The sequence below is a fragment of the Klebsiella planticola genome (assembly GCF_000783935.2).
GTDB classification, from domain to species: Bacteria; Pseudomonadota; Gammaproteobacteria; order Enterobacterales; family Enterobacteriaceae; genus Klebsiella; species Klebsiella planticola.
In genome coordinates, this window is the sequence record NZ_CP026047.1 from 3,331,509 (window position 1) to 3,346,293 (window position 14,785).

Sequence of the window (14,785 nt, forward strand, 5' to 3'; positions counted from 1 at the left end):
TTTACTTATCCTTCAGGGCATCCAGCGCCATATTCAGTTGCACTATATTTACCACAGGCTGGCCGAGAAAACTGGCCAGCGGCGTTTGCGTCGCCTCATTCACCAGGCGAGTGACTTGCTCAATACGCAGATTACGGGCCTTCGCGACGCGCGGTACCTGCCAGAGCGCTGCCGTCGGCGTGAGGTTATTATCCAGCCCGCTTGCCGACGTTGTCACCAGTTCTACCGGCACGCGCGGGTCAGCTTCCGGGTTGGCGAGACGTAGCGCCTGCACGCGTTCGCTGACGGCCTTATCCAGCGCCGGGTTGCTGGCGGCCAGATTACTGCCGCCGGAAGCGAGCGGATTGTACGGCGTTTCAGCGGTCGCCGAAGGGCGTCCCTGGAAATAACCCGCCGCGGTAAAATTCTGGCCAATCAGGCTGGAACCGCGGACTTCGCCGCCGATCCGGATCAGTGAGCCGTTTGCCTGCTGCGGGAACCACCACTGCCCAAGAGCCGTCGTCAGCAGCGGATAGACGCCACCGGTGAGGAGCGTTAACAGAATAAATAGCACAAGTGCCGGTCGAATGAATGACATGGTATTTTCCTCACAGCAGCCCGGTCAGGGTCAGTAACAGATCGATAGCTTTAATACCGATAAATGGCACCAGCAGCCCACCCAGGCCATAGACCCACAGATTACGGCGCAGCATCGCCGAAGCCGACAGCGGGCGATAGCTCACGCCCTTCAGCGCCAGCGGGATCAGGAAGACGATAATCAGCGCGTTAAAGATAACCGCGCTCAGAATCGCCGAGGCAGGCGAATGCAGGTGCATGACGTTGAGCATGGCCAGCTGCGGATAAACGGCGGCAAAGGCGGCCGGAATAATGGCAAAGTACTTCGCCACGTCGTTGGCAATACTGAAGGTAGTCAACGACCCACGGGTCATCAGCATCTGCTTACCGATATGCACCACTTCGATCAGTTTGGTCGGGTTGGAGTCGAGGTCCACCATGTTGCCCGCCTCTTTTGCCGCCTGGGTACCGGAGTTCATCGCCACCGCGACATCGGCCTGAGCCAGCGCCGGGGCATCATTGGTACCGTCGCCGGTCATCGCCACCAGACGGCCTTCGGACTGGTACTGACGGATCAGCGCCAGTTTGGCTTCCGGCGTCGCTTCGGCAAGGAAATCATCGACGCCCGCTTCAGCGGCAATTGCCGCTGCGGTGAGGCGGTTATCGCCGGTAATCATTACCGTTTTAATGCCCATCTTCCGCAGTTGAGCGAAGCGCTCCTTAATCCCGCCTTTAACGATATCTTTCAGCGAAATAACCCCCAGCACGCGTTCGCCTTCCGCGACCACCAGCGGTGTCGCCCCCTGACGGGCAACATCTTCCACCTGTTGGTCGACGTCCGCCGGGAAGTGGCCGCCGTTGGCCTCGACATGGCGACGAATGGCGTCGACGGAGCCTTTGCGGATCATCCGCCGATCGATATTAATCCCGCTCATACGCGTCTGGGCGGTGAAGGGGACGAAGGTCGCGTGCAGCGACTGCAGATCGCGCTCGCGCAGGTTGAAGCGCTGTTTTGCCAGTACCACGATGCTGCGGCCTTCCGGCGTTTCATCGGCCAGAGATGAGAGCTGGGCGGCATCGGCAAGGGTTTTTTCTTCTACGCCTTCAGCGGGTAAAAACGCGGAGGCCTGGCGGTTACCGAGGGTAATCGTACCGGTTTTATCCAGCAGTAAGACATCAACGTCGCCCGCGGCTTCTACCGCGCGTCCGCTGGTGGCGATGACGTTGGCGCCCAGCATGCGGCTCATCCCGGCCACGCCGATGGCCGACAGCAGGCCGCCGATGGTGGTCGGAATCAGGCACACCAGCAGTGCGACCAGCACCGTCACGCTGACCGCATTGCCGCTCCAGGCGGAGAACGGCCAGATGGTGGCGGTAGCCAGCAGGAACACCAGCGTGAGGGCGATCAGCAGGATCGTCAGCGCAATTTCATTCGGCGTTTTGCGGCGCTGGGCGCCTTCGACCATAGCGATCATTCGATCAAGGAAGGTTTCGCCGGGGTTGACACTGCAGCGGATCACCAGCCAGTCAGAAAGAATGCGCGTCCCGCCGGTGACTGATGCAAAGTCGCCGCCGGATTCACGGATCACCGGAGCGGATTCACCGGTGATGGCGCTTTCGTCCACCGAGGCGCCGCCTTCAATGACTTCCCCGTCGCAGGGAATAATATCGCCTGCTTCCACCAGCACCACATCGCCTTTGCGTAAATCCTCGGCCGGAATATGGTCGACAGGCGCATCATGCTGCGGCGCGCGCAGCTTGCGAGCAAAAGCGGTTTTTTTCACCCCTTTCAGACTGTTGGCCTGCGCTTTGCTGCGGCCTTCTGCCATCGCTTCGGCGAAGTTGGCGAACAGCACGGTAAACCACAGCCAGATACTCACGGCGGCGGTAAAAGCGGCGCTGCCGGCGAGATGCCCGCTGGCCATCGCCACGGCCAGCAGCGTGGTTATCAGGCTACCGATCCAGACGATGAACATCACCGGGTTGCGCCACTGTACCGTCGGGCTCAGTTTTTTCACTGCATCCAGCAGCGCCTGGCGCACCAGCGTCGGCTCGAGCAGGGCTAATTGTTTGCGACTCATAACAGGGTGCTCCGCATCACTTAAAGTAAGGAGAAGTGTTCCGCCAACGGGCCGAGCGCCAGGGCAGGAATAAAGGTCAGGGCGCCAACCAGCAGCACGGTACCGATCAGCAGACCGATAAACAGCACATCGTGGGTGGCCAGGGTGCCGGAACTGGTCGGCTGGATCTTTTTACTCACCAGAGAACCGGCGATAGCCATCACCGGCACGATGACCGCGAAACGGCCGAGCAGCATGCAAAACGCCAGCAGCAGGTTCCAGAATGGCGTAGCTGCACCGAGGCCGGCGAAGGCGCTGCCGTTGTTATTGGCGGCGGAAGTGACGGCATACAGTACTTCGCTAAAGCCGTGCGGTCCCGGGTTAAACATCCCCGCGCGTCCGGCATCGGTCATCATCGCCAGCGCGGTACCCAGCAGGACCAGAGTGGGCGTCACGAGGATAGCCAGGGCGATCATTTTCATTTCGCGCACATCGATCTTCTTACCGAGATATTCCGGCGTCCGGCCGATCATCAGCCCGGCGATAAATACCGCCAGCATGACGAACAGCAGCATGCCGTAGAGGCCCGATCCCACGCCGCCGAAGACCACTTCGCCGATCTGCATCAGCCACATGGGAACCATGCCGCCCAGCGCAGTAAAGGAGTCGTGCATGGCGTTGACCGCGCCGCAGGAGGCGGCGGTGGTGACCACCGCGAACAGGCTGCTGGCCAGAATGCCAAAGCGACTCTCTTTGCCTTCCATATTCAGGCTGCTGTCCGCCCCCAGCTGCAGCAGGTGCGGGTTACCGTGGGTTTCTGCCCACATCACCACCGCGACGCAGACGATAAAGATCAGCGTCATTGCCCACAAAATCGCGTGTCCCTGGCGGCGATCGCCGACGACGTCGCCAAAGGCAAAGCACAGCGCCGCCGGGATCAAAAAGATCGCCAGCATTTGCACCATGTTGCTCAGTGACGTAGGGTTTTCAAACGGGTGCGATGAGTTGGCGTTAAAGAATCCACCGCCGTTGGTACCGAGCATTTTGATCGCTTCCTGCGAAGCGACCGGCCCCATTGGCAGCGACTGACGCACGCCTTCCAGCGAGGTGAAGGCCTGATACGGCAGGAAGTTTTGCGGCACGCCTTGCTGAATAAAGAACACGGCGATCAGCAGTGAAATCGGCAGCAGCAGCCATAGGGTAATGCGGGTGAGATCGACCCAGGCGTTACCAAGGGTGCTGACCTGCTGACGCGACCAGGCGCGGGTGAAGGCAAAAATCACCGCGATGCCGGTTGCCGCCGACAGGAAGTTTTGCACCGTCAGACCGGCCATCTGGCTGAGGTAGCTCAGGGTACTTTCTCCGGCATAGGCCTGCCAGTTAGTATTGCTGACAAAACTCACCGCCGTATTCAGCGCCAGATCCCATGAGAGACCGGGAAGATGCTGAGGGTTGAGCGGCAGCGCGCCCTGAGACATCAGCAGCGCCAACAGCACCACCAGCCCAACGCCATTGAACAGCAGAATGGCAAGCAGATACTGGCACCAGTTCATCTCCTGGGTACGAATCCCCGAGAGCCGCCAGATGCCGCGCTCGATGCCGGCAAGTACCGGCAGCGGGGTATCGTTGATCATTCTCGCCAGCAACGTCCCCGTCAGGCGAGCCAGTACCATTAGCAGCAGAAGAAAACTGGCGATAAGTAAAAATCCTTGTGCGGCCATCAGAATGCCTCCGCATTTATCAGGGCATAGACCAAATAGGCCAGCAACAGGAATACCAGCGCCACGCCAGCAATTACGCCTGCACTCACAATCCACCTCCGGGTGTTTTTACGATTTACCCGGAGGATAGAAATTCTGGTGCAAAGATTTTGCAAAAATCAGAACGGGCGGTGTAAAAAAAATATAAAAATCACCAAAACCACAAATTAACCAATGATTAGTATTAATTTAACTTTTATGTAACTCAATTACCGGATGAATGTAAATAAAGGCGAAATGAGCCGTTTTTAGTGGTCGGATGAGTAGTAAAATTACATACAAAGCGGTATTATTTTAGCCAGAGAGACATTGATACTTTACCGGCGTCGCTTGCCGGCCTGACTAAGGGAGAGAAATTATGGCGTTGTATAAAACTTATCCTGCTCACGTTATCTTTTTACGTCGTGCTTTCGCCGTCGTGGCTGGCGTAGCAGCACTTCCGGTGATGCTGTTCTGGAAAGACCGGGCCCGCTATTACAGCTGGCTACATCGCGTATGGGCAAAAACCAGCGAACAGCCGGTATGGATGGCGCAGGCTGAAAAGGCCGCCGCTGACTTTTACTGACAGCCATCGCCAGAGTGCATAACCGCCGGTTCTCCGGCGGTTTTTTTTTGCCCGGGTCGACGACCTCTGCTTGCGCCTGCGCGCCTCCTGCAACACTCTATATCTGAATTTCCTGATACGTACCCCGCGGAGTACGGGTTTCTTACGCGGCCTGGTGGTATCGAATCCATGAATGTTACTGATTGCAGGAGTTTTATGGCCACTCATCTGGTTTGGTTTCGCGCTGACTTACGTATCCATGACAACCAGGCGCTTGCCGCCGCCTGTCGCGATCCGCATGCCCGCGTGCTGGCGCTGTTTATCGCCACGCCGGGCCAGTGGCATCAGCACGGTATGGCGCCGCGGCAGGCGGCTTTTATCGTCCGCCATCTGCGTAGCCTGCAGTCAGCCCTTGCCGAGCGAGGAATTGCGTTGCAGGTGGCGGAGGCGGAGGATTTTTCGGCCAGCGTCCAGCTGCTGGCTGACTATTGCGCGCAGCAGCAGGTCAGCCACCTGTTTTATAACTATCAGTACGAAATTAACGAGCGGCAGCGCGATGCCGCGGTGGAAAAGCGGCTGAGCGGCGTGGTGTGTCACGGGTTTGACGATGCGCTTTTACTGTCTCCTGGCAGCGTGCTGACCGGGAATCACGAAATGTATAAGGTGTTTACTCCCTTTAAAAACGCTTTTCTCCGTCGACTGCGTGAGGCGCTGCCGGAGTGCGTGGCCGCACCAACGGTGCGCGGCCACGGCCCGCTGACGCCAGCGCCGCTGCCGGAGATTGGCTATCCGCAGGAGGCTTTTGATCCCCACCTTTTTGCCGAGGATGAGAAAACGGCTATCGCCCGACTGCGCCGTTTCTGCCAGCAGCAAGCCGCCGATTATGACCTGCAGCGTGATTTTCCCGCCACGGAAGGCACCAGTCGGCTGTCGCCATGTCTGGCCGTGGGGGTACTTTCCCCGCGCCAGTGCCTGCATCGACTGCTGGCTGAGCAGCCCGCAGCGCTCGACGGTGAAGCAGGCTCCGTCTGGCTGAACGAACTGATCTGGCGGGAGTTTTACCGGCATTTGATGGTGTTCTACCCGGACTTATGCAAAGGGCGCCCGTTTATTGCCTGGACCGATAACGTGACATGGCGGGACGATGTGCAAGGATTAGAGGCGTGGCAAGCCGGGAAAACGGGTTTTCCGATCGTCGATGCCGCCATGCGCCAGCTCAATGCCACGGGGTGGATGCATAATCGGCTGCGGATGATTGCCGCCAGTTTTCTGGTCAAGGACCTGCGCATCGACTGGCGCGCGGGCGAGCGCTATTTTATCAACCGGCTGATTGACGGCGACCTGGCGGCGAATAACGGCGGCTGGCAGTGGGCAGCTTCGACAGGCACCGACGCCGCCCCTTATTTTCGTATATTTAATCCGACCACCCAGGGAGAGAAGTTTGATAAGGGCGGGGCGTTTATTCGGCAATGGCTGCCTGAGCTGGCAGATGTCCCTGATAAGGCGCTGCATCAGCCGTGGATTTGGGCCGATAAACAGAGGGTGAGCCTGAACTATCCGCGTCCGCTGGTCGATCACAAGCAGGCGCGGCTGGAGACGCTGGCGGCCTGGGAGGCCGCCAGTAAAAGCCTTACTCCACGGCCAGGGCGCGGGTCCTGACCCGCAGGGCGTGATACAGCCAGATGACCAGCACCAGGCCGACGCAGGCTAAAGCCCCCCAGGTGATTTGGCTGAACAGGTTAATATAGGCATCAATGGCGTAGCTGGTCGCACCGGCTTCATCGAACGCGCCCTGCGCCGTCTGGTCGGCAATCACGCCGGCCAGATAGTTGGCGATGGCGCCGGAGAGCAGCATATAGATGCCGGTCAGCACGCCGGTCACGCCGGGGATTTCGATGCGGGTGATTTGCGACATCGCTACCGGGTCGATAAACAGTTCGGCAAAGCCCATCACCGCCAGACCCAGTACCATCAGCGGCATCGACGAGTGCCCGTAGGCGGCCGACCAGCGCGCGCTCAGGGTCAGAATGCAGAAGCCGGCGCTCATCAGCCCCAGACCCAGCGCAAATTTACCCCAGATCCGCACGGTACGATTGCCGTTAATATTCTCTTTCACCACCCAGGCCAGCACCATTCCGCAGAGCATGACCGCAAAGGCGTTCACCGACTGGAACATCGCGGTCGGGACCTCATAACTCATGATATGCCGGTTCACGAAGCGGTCGATATACAGGCTGATGGAGCTGCCGCCCTGTTGAGCGAAAGCCCAGAACAGCAGGCTGAATCCGGTCAGGACAATAATGAGTCGCAGGTCTCTACGTTGTTTGGCCGTCTCTGCCCGCAGATAAATTCTGGCCAGGACCACCAGGCCGACAATGGTCGCCACGATCAGCGCATAGACCGACCACTCTTTCCAGAACAGCACGGTGATCAGCAGCGGGGCCACGATCAGCAGAACCAGCAGCCAGCCCCAGTTAGGCAGCATAAAGCGGCGCGCGCAGAGCGCCTGGCGATTGACGCCCGAGGTGTGACGAAAATGGCGGCTGCCGCAGAGGAAAATCACCAGCCCGGCAATCATCCCGACGGCGGCGAGGGCGAAGCCCATTGCCCAGCTGTACTCTTCCTGCACATATCCGCAGGCGATGGGGGCGACGATTGAACCGATATTCCCCGCCGCATACATCAGCGAGAAGCCGCCATCGCGGCGTGGATCGGTGGGTTCGTACAGCTCTCCCAACAGGCAGCTGACGTTGGATTTAAACAATCCGTAACCGCAGACGATGATGGCGAGCGACAGATAGAGGAAGGTCGGCGCAATTTCGCTGGCGCCCAACACCAGATGGCCAATGGCCATCAGCAACGCGCCGAGCATCACCGCCATTCGGTTGCCGAGGAGCTTATCGGCCAGGAAACCGCCGAGAATCGGCGTGACGTACACCAGAGAGCAGTATGCGCTGAAGAGGGCGTAGGCGTGACTATCGTCGTACTTAAGCTGATTGGTGAGATACAAAATCAGCAGCGCCCGCATGCCGTAAAAACTGAAATATTCCCAAATTTGCAGCGCGACGACGTAATAGATGGCGCGCGGTTGCGATGATTGTCTGTTCATGTAACGCCTGGTTCCTGCCGTAAAACGAAAGTCGATATTTCTGCATGAATAGCGGTTTGGTAGTGTTATTCATGGTCTTAAAGGCTTTCTGGTTATTTAATATGCTTTAATAGTGCATAAATATACACGAATGCATCACGGGGTGGGTAGACAAATTGCGGGATTAAGCTAAAAGTCAAACTAGCCCCTCTTGCGCAGAGGCTATCGACGATCTACGCGGATACCGCTATGTTATGCCTGTGCACAAAATGATGACCTGATGGAGCGGCAATGAAAAATAGCGAACTGGAACAACTGATTAACGAAAAGCTCAATAGCGCGACATTCAGCGACTACGCGCCAAATGGCCTTCAGGTGGAAGGGCGTGAGACGGTGCAAAAAATTGTCACCGGCGTCACCGCCAGCCAGGCGCTGTTGGATGAGGCCGTGCGCCTGCAGGCGGATGCGGTGATAGTTCATCATGGTTATTTCTGGAAAGGCGAATCGCCGGTGATTCGCGGCATTAAACGCCAGCGCCTGAAGACGCTGCTGGCAAATGATATCAATCTCTATGGCTGGCATCTGCCGCTGGATGCCCACCCGGAACTGGGGAATAACGTCCAGCTGGCGCAGCTGCTGGGGATCACCGTCATGGGTGAAATTGAGCCGCTGGTCCCGTGGGGAGAGCTGTCGATGCCGGTTTCCGGGCTGGAGCTGGCTTCGTGGATTGAGGCGCGCCTGGGACGCAAGCCGCTGTGGTGCGGCGATACCGGGGCAGAAAAAGTGGCCCGTGTCGCCTGGTGTACCGGCGGTGGCCAGAGCTTTATTGACAGCGCCGCTCGCTTTGGCGTCGATGCGTTTATTACCGGTGAAGTCTCGGAGCAAACTATCCACTCCGCGCGCGAGCAGTCCCTGCATTTTTATGCTGCCGGGCATCATGCCACCGAACGCGGCGGTATTCGCGCGTTGAGCGAATGGCTGACCGAAAATACCGATCTGGATGTGACCTTCATTGATATCCCTAACCCGGCCTGATGAGAGAGAGAAAAGTGCAGCGAGCGCGTTGTTACATGTTAGGCGAAACCGCCGTGGTTCTGGAGCTCGAACCCCCGGTCACGCTGGAAAGTCAAAAGCGTATCTGGCGCCTGGCTCAGAGACTGGCGGATCACGAAGAGGCCCTGGATGCGATACCGGGGATGAACAATATTACCGTGGTGCTGCGCCATCCGCAGGAGATGGCATGGGATGCGATTGAGCAGTTGCAGCGCTGGTGGGAGGAGAGCGAGGCGCTGGAGCCACCGTCACGGCTGATGACTATTCCGGTTATCTACGGCGGCGAAGACGGCCCCGATCTGGCGAACGTGGCGCGGCACAGCGGGTTGACTGAAAAGCAGGTTGTCGAACTGCACGCCTCCGTCGAGTACGTGGTGTGGTTTCTTGGTTTCCAGCCGGGATTTCCTTATCTCGGCGGACTGCCGGCGCGTTTAGCGATGCCGCGACATGCGGAACCGCGTCTGCGGGTCCCCGCCGGTTCTGTCGGCATCGGCGGCGCCCAGACCGGCGTATATCCGCTGGCGACACCGGGCGGATGGCAGCTGCTGGGCCGTACGCCGCTGGCGCTCTTTGATCCCCTGCGTCAGGAGCCCGTGCTGCTGCGTTCCGGAGATCGAGTCCGCTTTGTGCCGCAAAAGGAGGGGGTATGTTGAAGATGATCCGCGCCGGAATGTACACCTCGGTACAGGATGGCGGACGTGAAGGACAGCGGCAGTCGGGGATCAGTCTCTGCGGTGCGCTGGATAAACCCTCGCTGGTGATTGCCAACCTGCTGGTCGGCAACGCGGCGAATGCCGCCGCGCTGGAGATTACGCTCGGCCAGGTGGATATTCAGTTTGAACGTGACTGCTGGTTTGCGCTGACCGGTGCTGCCTGTGAAGCTATGCTGGACGACAAGCCGGTATGGGTTGGCTGGCGAATAGCGGCGAAGGCCGGGCAGCATCTGGTGCTTAAAACCCCGCAGTACGGGATCCGCAGCTATCTGGCGGTGGCCGGGGGCATTGATGTCCCGGTGGTGCTCGGTTCGCGCTGTACCGATCTGAAAGTCGGCATTGGCGGCCTTGAAGGGCGGCGCCTGCAGGATGGCGATCGGCTGAAGCTGGGGAAAGCGTCGCGACGATTCAGTACGTCGCGCGGCGTTAAGTCACTGCCGATCGGCAACCGCATCCGCGCGTTGCCAGGACCGGAGTACCATGAATTTGATCGGGCCTCGCAGGGGGCGTTCTGGCGTTCCCCCTGGCAGCTTAGCGCCCAGAGCAACCGGATGGGATATCGCCTGCAGGGCCAACCGCTTACGCGCACCACCGATCGCGAAATGTTTTCGCACGGCCTGCTGCCGGGGGTAGTACAGGTTCCGCATAACGGTCAGCCGATTGTCTTGATGAACGATGCGCAGACCACCGGCGGCTATCCGCGTATTGCCTGCATTATCGACGCTGATATGTACCAGCTGGCGCAAATTCCGCTGGGCCAACCGATTCATTTTGTTCCGTGCACGCTGGAAGAGGCGTTGAAGGCGCGTGCGGATCAGCAGCGTTATCTGCAACAACTGGCATGGAGACTGAGCGATGATCATTGATTTAAATGCCGATCTGGGGGAAGGCTGCGCGAGCGATAGCGCGTTGTTACAGCTGGTCTCCTCCGCCAATATCGCCTGCGGTTTTCATGCCGGCGATGCGTTATTGATGCATAAATGCGTGCGCGAGGCGTTGAAAAACGGCGTGGCCGTCGGGGCGCACCCCAGCTTTCCCGATCGGGAAAATTTTGGCCGCACCGCGATGCAGCTACCGCCGGAGACGGTTTATGCCCAGATGCTGTATCAGATTGGCGCGCTGGCGGCGATCGTGCGCGCGGAAGGCGGCGAACTGAAGCACGTGAAGCCGCACGGTATGCTCTACAATCAGGCGGCAAAAGAGGCGCCGCTGGCCGATGCGATTGCCCGGGCGGTGCGAGATTTCGATCCTGCGCTGATCCTGGTCGGACTGGCCGGGAGCGAATTAATTCGCGCCGGGCAGCATTACAAGTTGATTACGCGGCAGGAGGTATTTGCCGATCGCGGGTATCTGGCTGACGGTAGCCTGGTGCCGCGTTCACAGCCCGGGGCGCTTATCGACAGCGAAGAGCAGGCGTTGGCGCAGACGCTGGAAATGGTGCAGCATCATCGGGTACGCAGTATCACCGGTGAATGGGCGCACGTTATTGCCGACACCGTGTGTCTTCACGGTGACGGTGAACATGCGCTGGATTTTGCACGCCGTTTGCGCGCGGCTTTTGCCGGACGCAATATTCAGGTTAGTGCGCAGACAGAAGAATAAAAAAATAATTATTAAGGCATTACAACACTCACAACAACACTCACAACTAACAGGACGTTATCATGGGAGAAGCGATATCTCTCTGGCCGCTGATCGGCATTGCCGTGATTGTGGTCGGATTTATTTTGCGTTTTAATCCGGTTTTAGTGGTCATTATCTCTGGAATTGTTACCGGCGTGGCGGCACAAATGCCCATCGCCACCATTCTGGAAAAGCTGGGGGAGGGGTTTCTTAACACCCGCAACCTGCCATTTATTCTCTTGCTGCCGCTGGCGGTCATTGGGCTGCTCGAACGGCACGGCCTGAAAGAGCGCGCCCAGGCGTGGATCGCGAAGATCCACAGCGCCACCGCCGGACGTCTGCTGATCGTCTACCTGTTCGTACGCGAAGCGACGGCTGCGCTGGGGTTAACCAGCCTGGGGGGCCATCCGCAAATGGTGCGTCCGCTGCTGGCGCCGATGGCGGAAGGGGCGGCGGAAAAAACGTTAGGTCCGCTGCCCGGGAGCATTCGCTATCGCTTACGCGCGATGTCGGCGGCGACGGACAACGTCGGCCTGTTCTTTGGCGAAGACATTTTCGTCGCCTTCGGCGCCATCATCTTTATGCACAACTTTATGCTGGAGTCCGGTGGGATCCAGACTGAACCGCTGCATATTGCCCTGTGGGGGATCCCGACGGCGATTTGCGCCTTCGCGATCCATTCAGCGCGTCTGTGGCGACTCGATCGTCATCTGCAGCGCGAGCTGGATAAAGTGAACGCCGCCGCGCAGGCGAAAGGCGGTGTGGCATGAATTTTCAACAAACCTGGCTCTACTGGCTGGCGGGCGTCGTTCTGCTGGTGGTCGCGGTCATGTCATGGCGCGACAAAAGCAACCCTCGTCGCCTGACCACCGGCCTGTTCTGGGGGCTCTATGGTCTGCTGTTCCTGCTTGGCGACTGGACTTATCAGTGGGTGGACGACAAGCGCTCGGTCAATATTGCCGTCGGCGTTGCCGTCGTCGCGCTGGCGCTGATTGCCGGTTTTGGCGGCGTCAGGCTGGGTAGCTATCACCAGCGCACCCAGCAAGAGCGAACCGCCAGCGCGACCCGCCTGGGTAACCGGCTGTTTTATCCGGCGCTGGCCATTCCGGTTGTCACGGTGATCGGGGTGCTGCTGTTTAATAATCTGCCATCGTGGCAAGTCCGGGTGTTTGGCCCGGGTAATCATGCCACGCTGATTACGCTGTTCTCGATGACCGCCGGGACGCTGATTGGCCTGATGATGGCGATTCGCATGACCCGGGAAAATGTCGCACAGCCGCTACAGGAGGCGCGTCGTCTGCTGGATTCGGTGGGCTGGGCGTTTATTTTGCCGCAGATCCTGGCGGTACTGGGGCTGCTGTTTACCAGCGCCGGAGTAGGTAGCAGTATTGCCTGGCTCACCGAGCATTATCTGGCGGTAGACAGCCGTTTTGTCGCGGTGGCGGTCTATACCATTGGCATGGCGCTGCTGACGATGATCATGGGCAATGCGTTTGCCGCCTTCCCGATTGTCACGGCGGGGATTGGTATTCCGATTCTGGTGCTTCAGCACGGCGGGAATCCGGCGGTGATGGCGGCGATCGGTATGTTCTCCGGCTACTGCGGGACCCTGATGACGCCGATGGCGGCAAACTTCAACATCGTGCCGGCGGCGCTGCTGGAATTGCCGGATAAAAACGCGGTGATTAAGGCGCAGATTCCGACCGGCGTACTGCTGCTGATCGTCAACGTATTTCTACTCTATTTCCTGATGTTCCTGTAAGGAGGAAAGATGGCGGGCGTATTAATCACCGGATTTGAACCCTTTGGCGGTGAGGCGGTGAACCCTTCGTGGGAAGTGGTGAAGCAGCTCGATGGCACGATAATTGGCGGTGAGCGCGTGGTCGCACGACAGCTGCCCTGTGTATTCGGTGAGGCCCTGACGGCGCTGTATGCGGCGCTGGATGAGTATCAACCGCTGTTAACGATAGCGGTCGGGCAGGCGGGTGGTCGTGTCGATATTACCGTCGAACGTGTAGCGATAAATGTCGATGATGCGCGTATTGCCGATAATAAAGGCCAACAGCCGGTTGACGTGCCGGTGGTGGCCGGCGGTCCGGCGGCCTGGTTCAGCAGTCTGCCGGTGAAAGCGATCGTCGCGGCGCTGCGCGAGCAGGGCATACCGGCATCGGTGTCGCAAACGGCGGGGACATTCGTCTGCAACCACGTGATGTATGGTCTGCTGCATGCATTAAACGGGAGAACCGGGGCGAAAGGCGGCTTTATCCATATTCCGTACCTCCCGGAGCAGGCGGCCGCCCATCCGGGTGAGGCGAGTATGGCGCTCCAAACCGTCCGTGCGGCGCTGGAGACGGCGATTGCCATCTCCCTGCGCCAGGAGGGGGATGTGAAAATTGTCGGCGGTGCAACGCACTAACAGAAGGACGCTACTATGCCGGAAGGTCCGGAGATCCGCCGCGCGGCGGATAGCCTGGAGGCGGCGGTCAAAGGCGAACCCCTTACCGATGTCTGGTTCGCTTTTCCGCAGCTACATGTGTATCAGGCTCCGCTGGTGGGCCAGCGGGTAACCCAGATAGAAACCCGCGGTAAAGCGCTGCTGACGCATTTCTCCGGCGGGTTGACGCTCTACAGTCATAATCAGCTGTACGGCGTCTGGCGCGTGGTGGAGGCTGGCGCACAGCCGGTCAGCAACCGCGTGCTGCGGGTCAGACTGCAGACGGCGGAGAAGGCGATTTTGCTCTATAGCGCGTCGGATATCGACATTCTGACGCCGGAGCAGCTGGCTACGCATCCGTTTTTATTGCGGGTAGGACCCGATGTGCTGGATATGACGCTGACCGCGGAATCGGTCAAAGCCCGCCTGCTGTCGGCCAGATTCCGCCGACGGCAGTTATCCGCTTTGCTGCTGGATCAGGCGTTTCTGGCCGGGCTGGGAAACTATTTACGCGTGGAGATTCTCTGGCAGGTCGGGTTGAGCGGGCGGCATCACGCATCGGCGCTCGATGATAAGCAGCTCGACGCCCTGGCCCATGCGCTGCTGGATATTCCACGCCTGTCGTATCGCACCCGCGGTACGGTGGATGAGAATAAACATCATGGCGCGCTGTTCCGCTTTAAAGTTTTCCATCGCGATGGCGAAATCTGCGAGCGCTGCGGCGGGATTATCGAGAAAACAATGCTCGCGTCGCGGCCATTTTACTGGTGTCCGGGATGTCAGCATTAGCGATACGTTGAGTCACCCCATCGCTCTTTTGTAGACATTGTGCCCGTATTTCGTGCCGGGTGGCGGCTGACGCCCGACCCGGCCTACGGTATCCACCGGCCTGGTATCTGACTCGTGTAAGCGGCTGCGCTATCGACCCGCTTTTGTCGGCCTGCACAAGCGAAGC

At 59.1% G+C, this 14,785-nt stretch carries 15 protein-coding genes; 10 read left to right on the forward strand and 5 right to left on the reverse strand.

From position 1 onward, the window contains the following. Window position 1: 1 nt before the first annotated feature. From kdpC to kdpF, 4 genes are read right to left on the reverse strand one after another with little or no spacing between them, the layout of a single operon-like run. On the reverse strand, window positions 2-577 hold the full coding sequence (gene kdpC / locus MC50_RS16065) for a potassium-transporting ATPase subunit KdpC (protein WP_032697735.1): 576 nt from the start codon (window positions 575-577) through the stop codon (window positions 2-4). A gap of 10 nt (window positions 578-587) precedes the next feature. After that, window positions 588-2,636, reverse strand: a complete 2,049-nt coding sequence (kdpB, locus tag MC50_RS16070) for a potassium-transporting ATPase subunit KdpB (protein ID WP_032688817.1) — start codon at window positions 2,634-2,636, stop codon at window positions 588-590. A gap of 20 nt (window positions 2,637-2,656) precedes the next feature. Then, window positions 2,657-4,336 (reverse strand): potassium-transporting ATPase subunit KdpA, encoded by a 1,680-nt coding sequence (gene kdpA / locus MC50_RS16075; RefSeq protein WP_047664383.1) that lies wholly within the window; start codon window positions 4,334-4,336, stop codon window positions 2,657-2,659. Beyond that, window positions 4,336-4,425, reverse strand: coding sequence for a K(+)-transporting ATPase subunit F (gene kdpF, locus MC50_RS16080; protein WP_015584874.1), 90 nt, complete (start codon window positions 4,423-4,425; stop codon window positions 4,336-4,338). The genes kdpA and kdpF overlap by 1 nt, the downstream gene beginning before the upstream one ends. 308 nt (window positions 4,426-4,733) lie before the next feature. Here kdpF and MC50_RS16085 point away from each other — a divergent pair, with 308 nt between their 5' ends. Both MC50_RS16085 and phrB read left to right on the forward strand, forming a co-directional pair. Further along, window positions 4,734-4,940, forward strand: coding sequence for a DUF2517 family protein (locus tag MC50_RS16085; protein ID WP_032688813.1), 207 nt, complete (start codon window positions 4,734-4,736; stop codon window positions 4,938-4,940). Between the two features lie 195 nt (window positions 4,941-5,135). Continuing rightward, complete coding sequence (gene phrB, locus MC50_RS16090) at window positions 5,136-6,578, forward strand: deoxyribodipyrimidine photo-lyase (protein ID WP_032688812.1); 1,443 nt, start codon at window positions 5,136-5,138, stop codon at window positions 6,576-6,578. Here phrB and dtpD read toward each other — a convergent pair. Next, window positions 6,550-8,028 (reverse strand): dipeptide permease DtpD, encoded by a 1,479-nt coding sequence (gene dtpD / locus MC50_RS16095; RefSeq protein ID WP_032700563.1) that lies wholly within the window; start codon window positions 8,026-8,028, stop codon window positions 6,550-6,552. The genes phrB and dtpD overlap by 29 nt on opposite strands. A gap of 270 nt (window positions 8,029-8,298) precedes the next feature. Between dtpD and MC50_RS16100 the strand changes: the two genes are divergently transcribed. The 8 genes from MC50_RS16100 to nei all read left to right on the forward strand — a co-directional run bounded on the left by MC50_RS16100 (window position 8,299) and on the right by nei (window position 14,619). Continuing rightward, the gene (locus MC50_RS16100; protein ID WP_032688809.1) at window positions 8,299-9,042 is read left to right on the forward strand and encodes a type 2 GTP cyclohydrolase I; all 744 of its coding nucleotides are present in this window, start codon (window positions 8,299-8,301) and stop codon (window positions 9,040-9,042) included. 14 nt (window positions 9,043-9,056) lie between these two features. Further along, complete coding sequence (pxpB, locus tag MC50_RS16105; protein ID WP_032688997.1) at window positions 9,057-9,713, forward strand: 5-oxoprolinase subunit PxpB; 657 nt, start codon at window positions 9,057-9,059, stop codon at window positions 9,711-9,713. After that, window positions 9,707-10,639, forward strand: coding sequence for a 5-oxoprolinase subunit PxpC (gene pxpC, locus MC50_RS16110; protein WP_047664384.1), 933 nt, complete (start codon window positions 9,707-9,709; stop codon window positions 10,637-10,639). The genes pxpB and pxpC overlap by 7 nt, the downstream gene beginning before the upstream one ends. Next, complete coding sequence (pxpA, locus tag MC50_RS16115) at window positions 10,629-11,375, forward strand: 5-oxoprolinase subunit PxpA (RefSeq protein ID WP_032688806.1); 747 nt, start codon at window positions 10,629-10,631, stop codon at window positions 11,373-11,375. Before pxpC ends, pxpA begins: the two co-directional genes overlap by 11 nt. A gap of 62 nt (window positions 11,376-11,437) precedes the next feature. After that, window positions 11,438-12,166: a DUF969 domain-containing protein gene (locus MC50_RS16120; RefSeq protein ID WP_032688805.1), complete on the forward strand. Its 729-nt coding sequence runs from the start codon at window positions 11,438-11,440 to the stop codon at window positions 12,164-12,166. After that, window positions 12,163-13,158 carry a DUF979 domain-containing protein gene (locus MC50_RS16125; protein ID WP_032700559.1) on the forward strand — a complete coding sequence of 332 codons (996 nt, stop codon included), beginning with the start codon at window positions 12,163-12,165 and terminating at the stop codon, window positions 13,156-13,158. The genes MC50_RS16120 and MC50_RS16125 overlap by 4 nt, the downstream gene beginning before the upstream one ends. 9 nt (window positions 13,159-13,167) lie before the next feature. Next, window positions 13,168-13,812, forward strand: coding sequence for a pyroglutamyl-peptidase I (pcp, locus tag MC50_RS16130; protein ID WP_047664385.1), 645 nt, complete (start codon window positions 13,168-13,170; stop codon window positions 13,810-13,812). A 15-nt stretch (window positions 13,813-13,827) separates the two neighbouring features. Continuing rightward, the gene (nei, locus tag MC50_RS16135) at window positions 13,828-14,619 is read left to right on the forward strand and encodes an endonuclease VIII (RefSeq protein ID WP_046852912.1); all 792 of its coding nucleotides are present in this window, start codon (window positions 13,828-13,830) and stop codon (window positions 14,617-14,619) included. The last annotated feature ends 166 nt before the right edge of the window (window positions 14,620-14,785 follow it).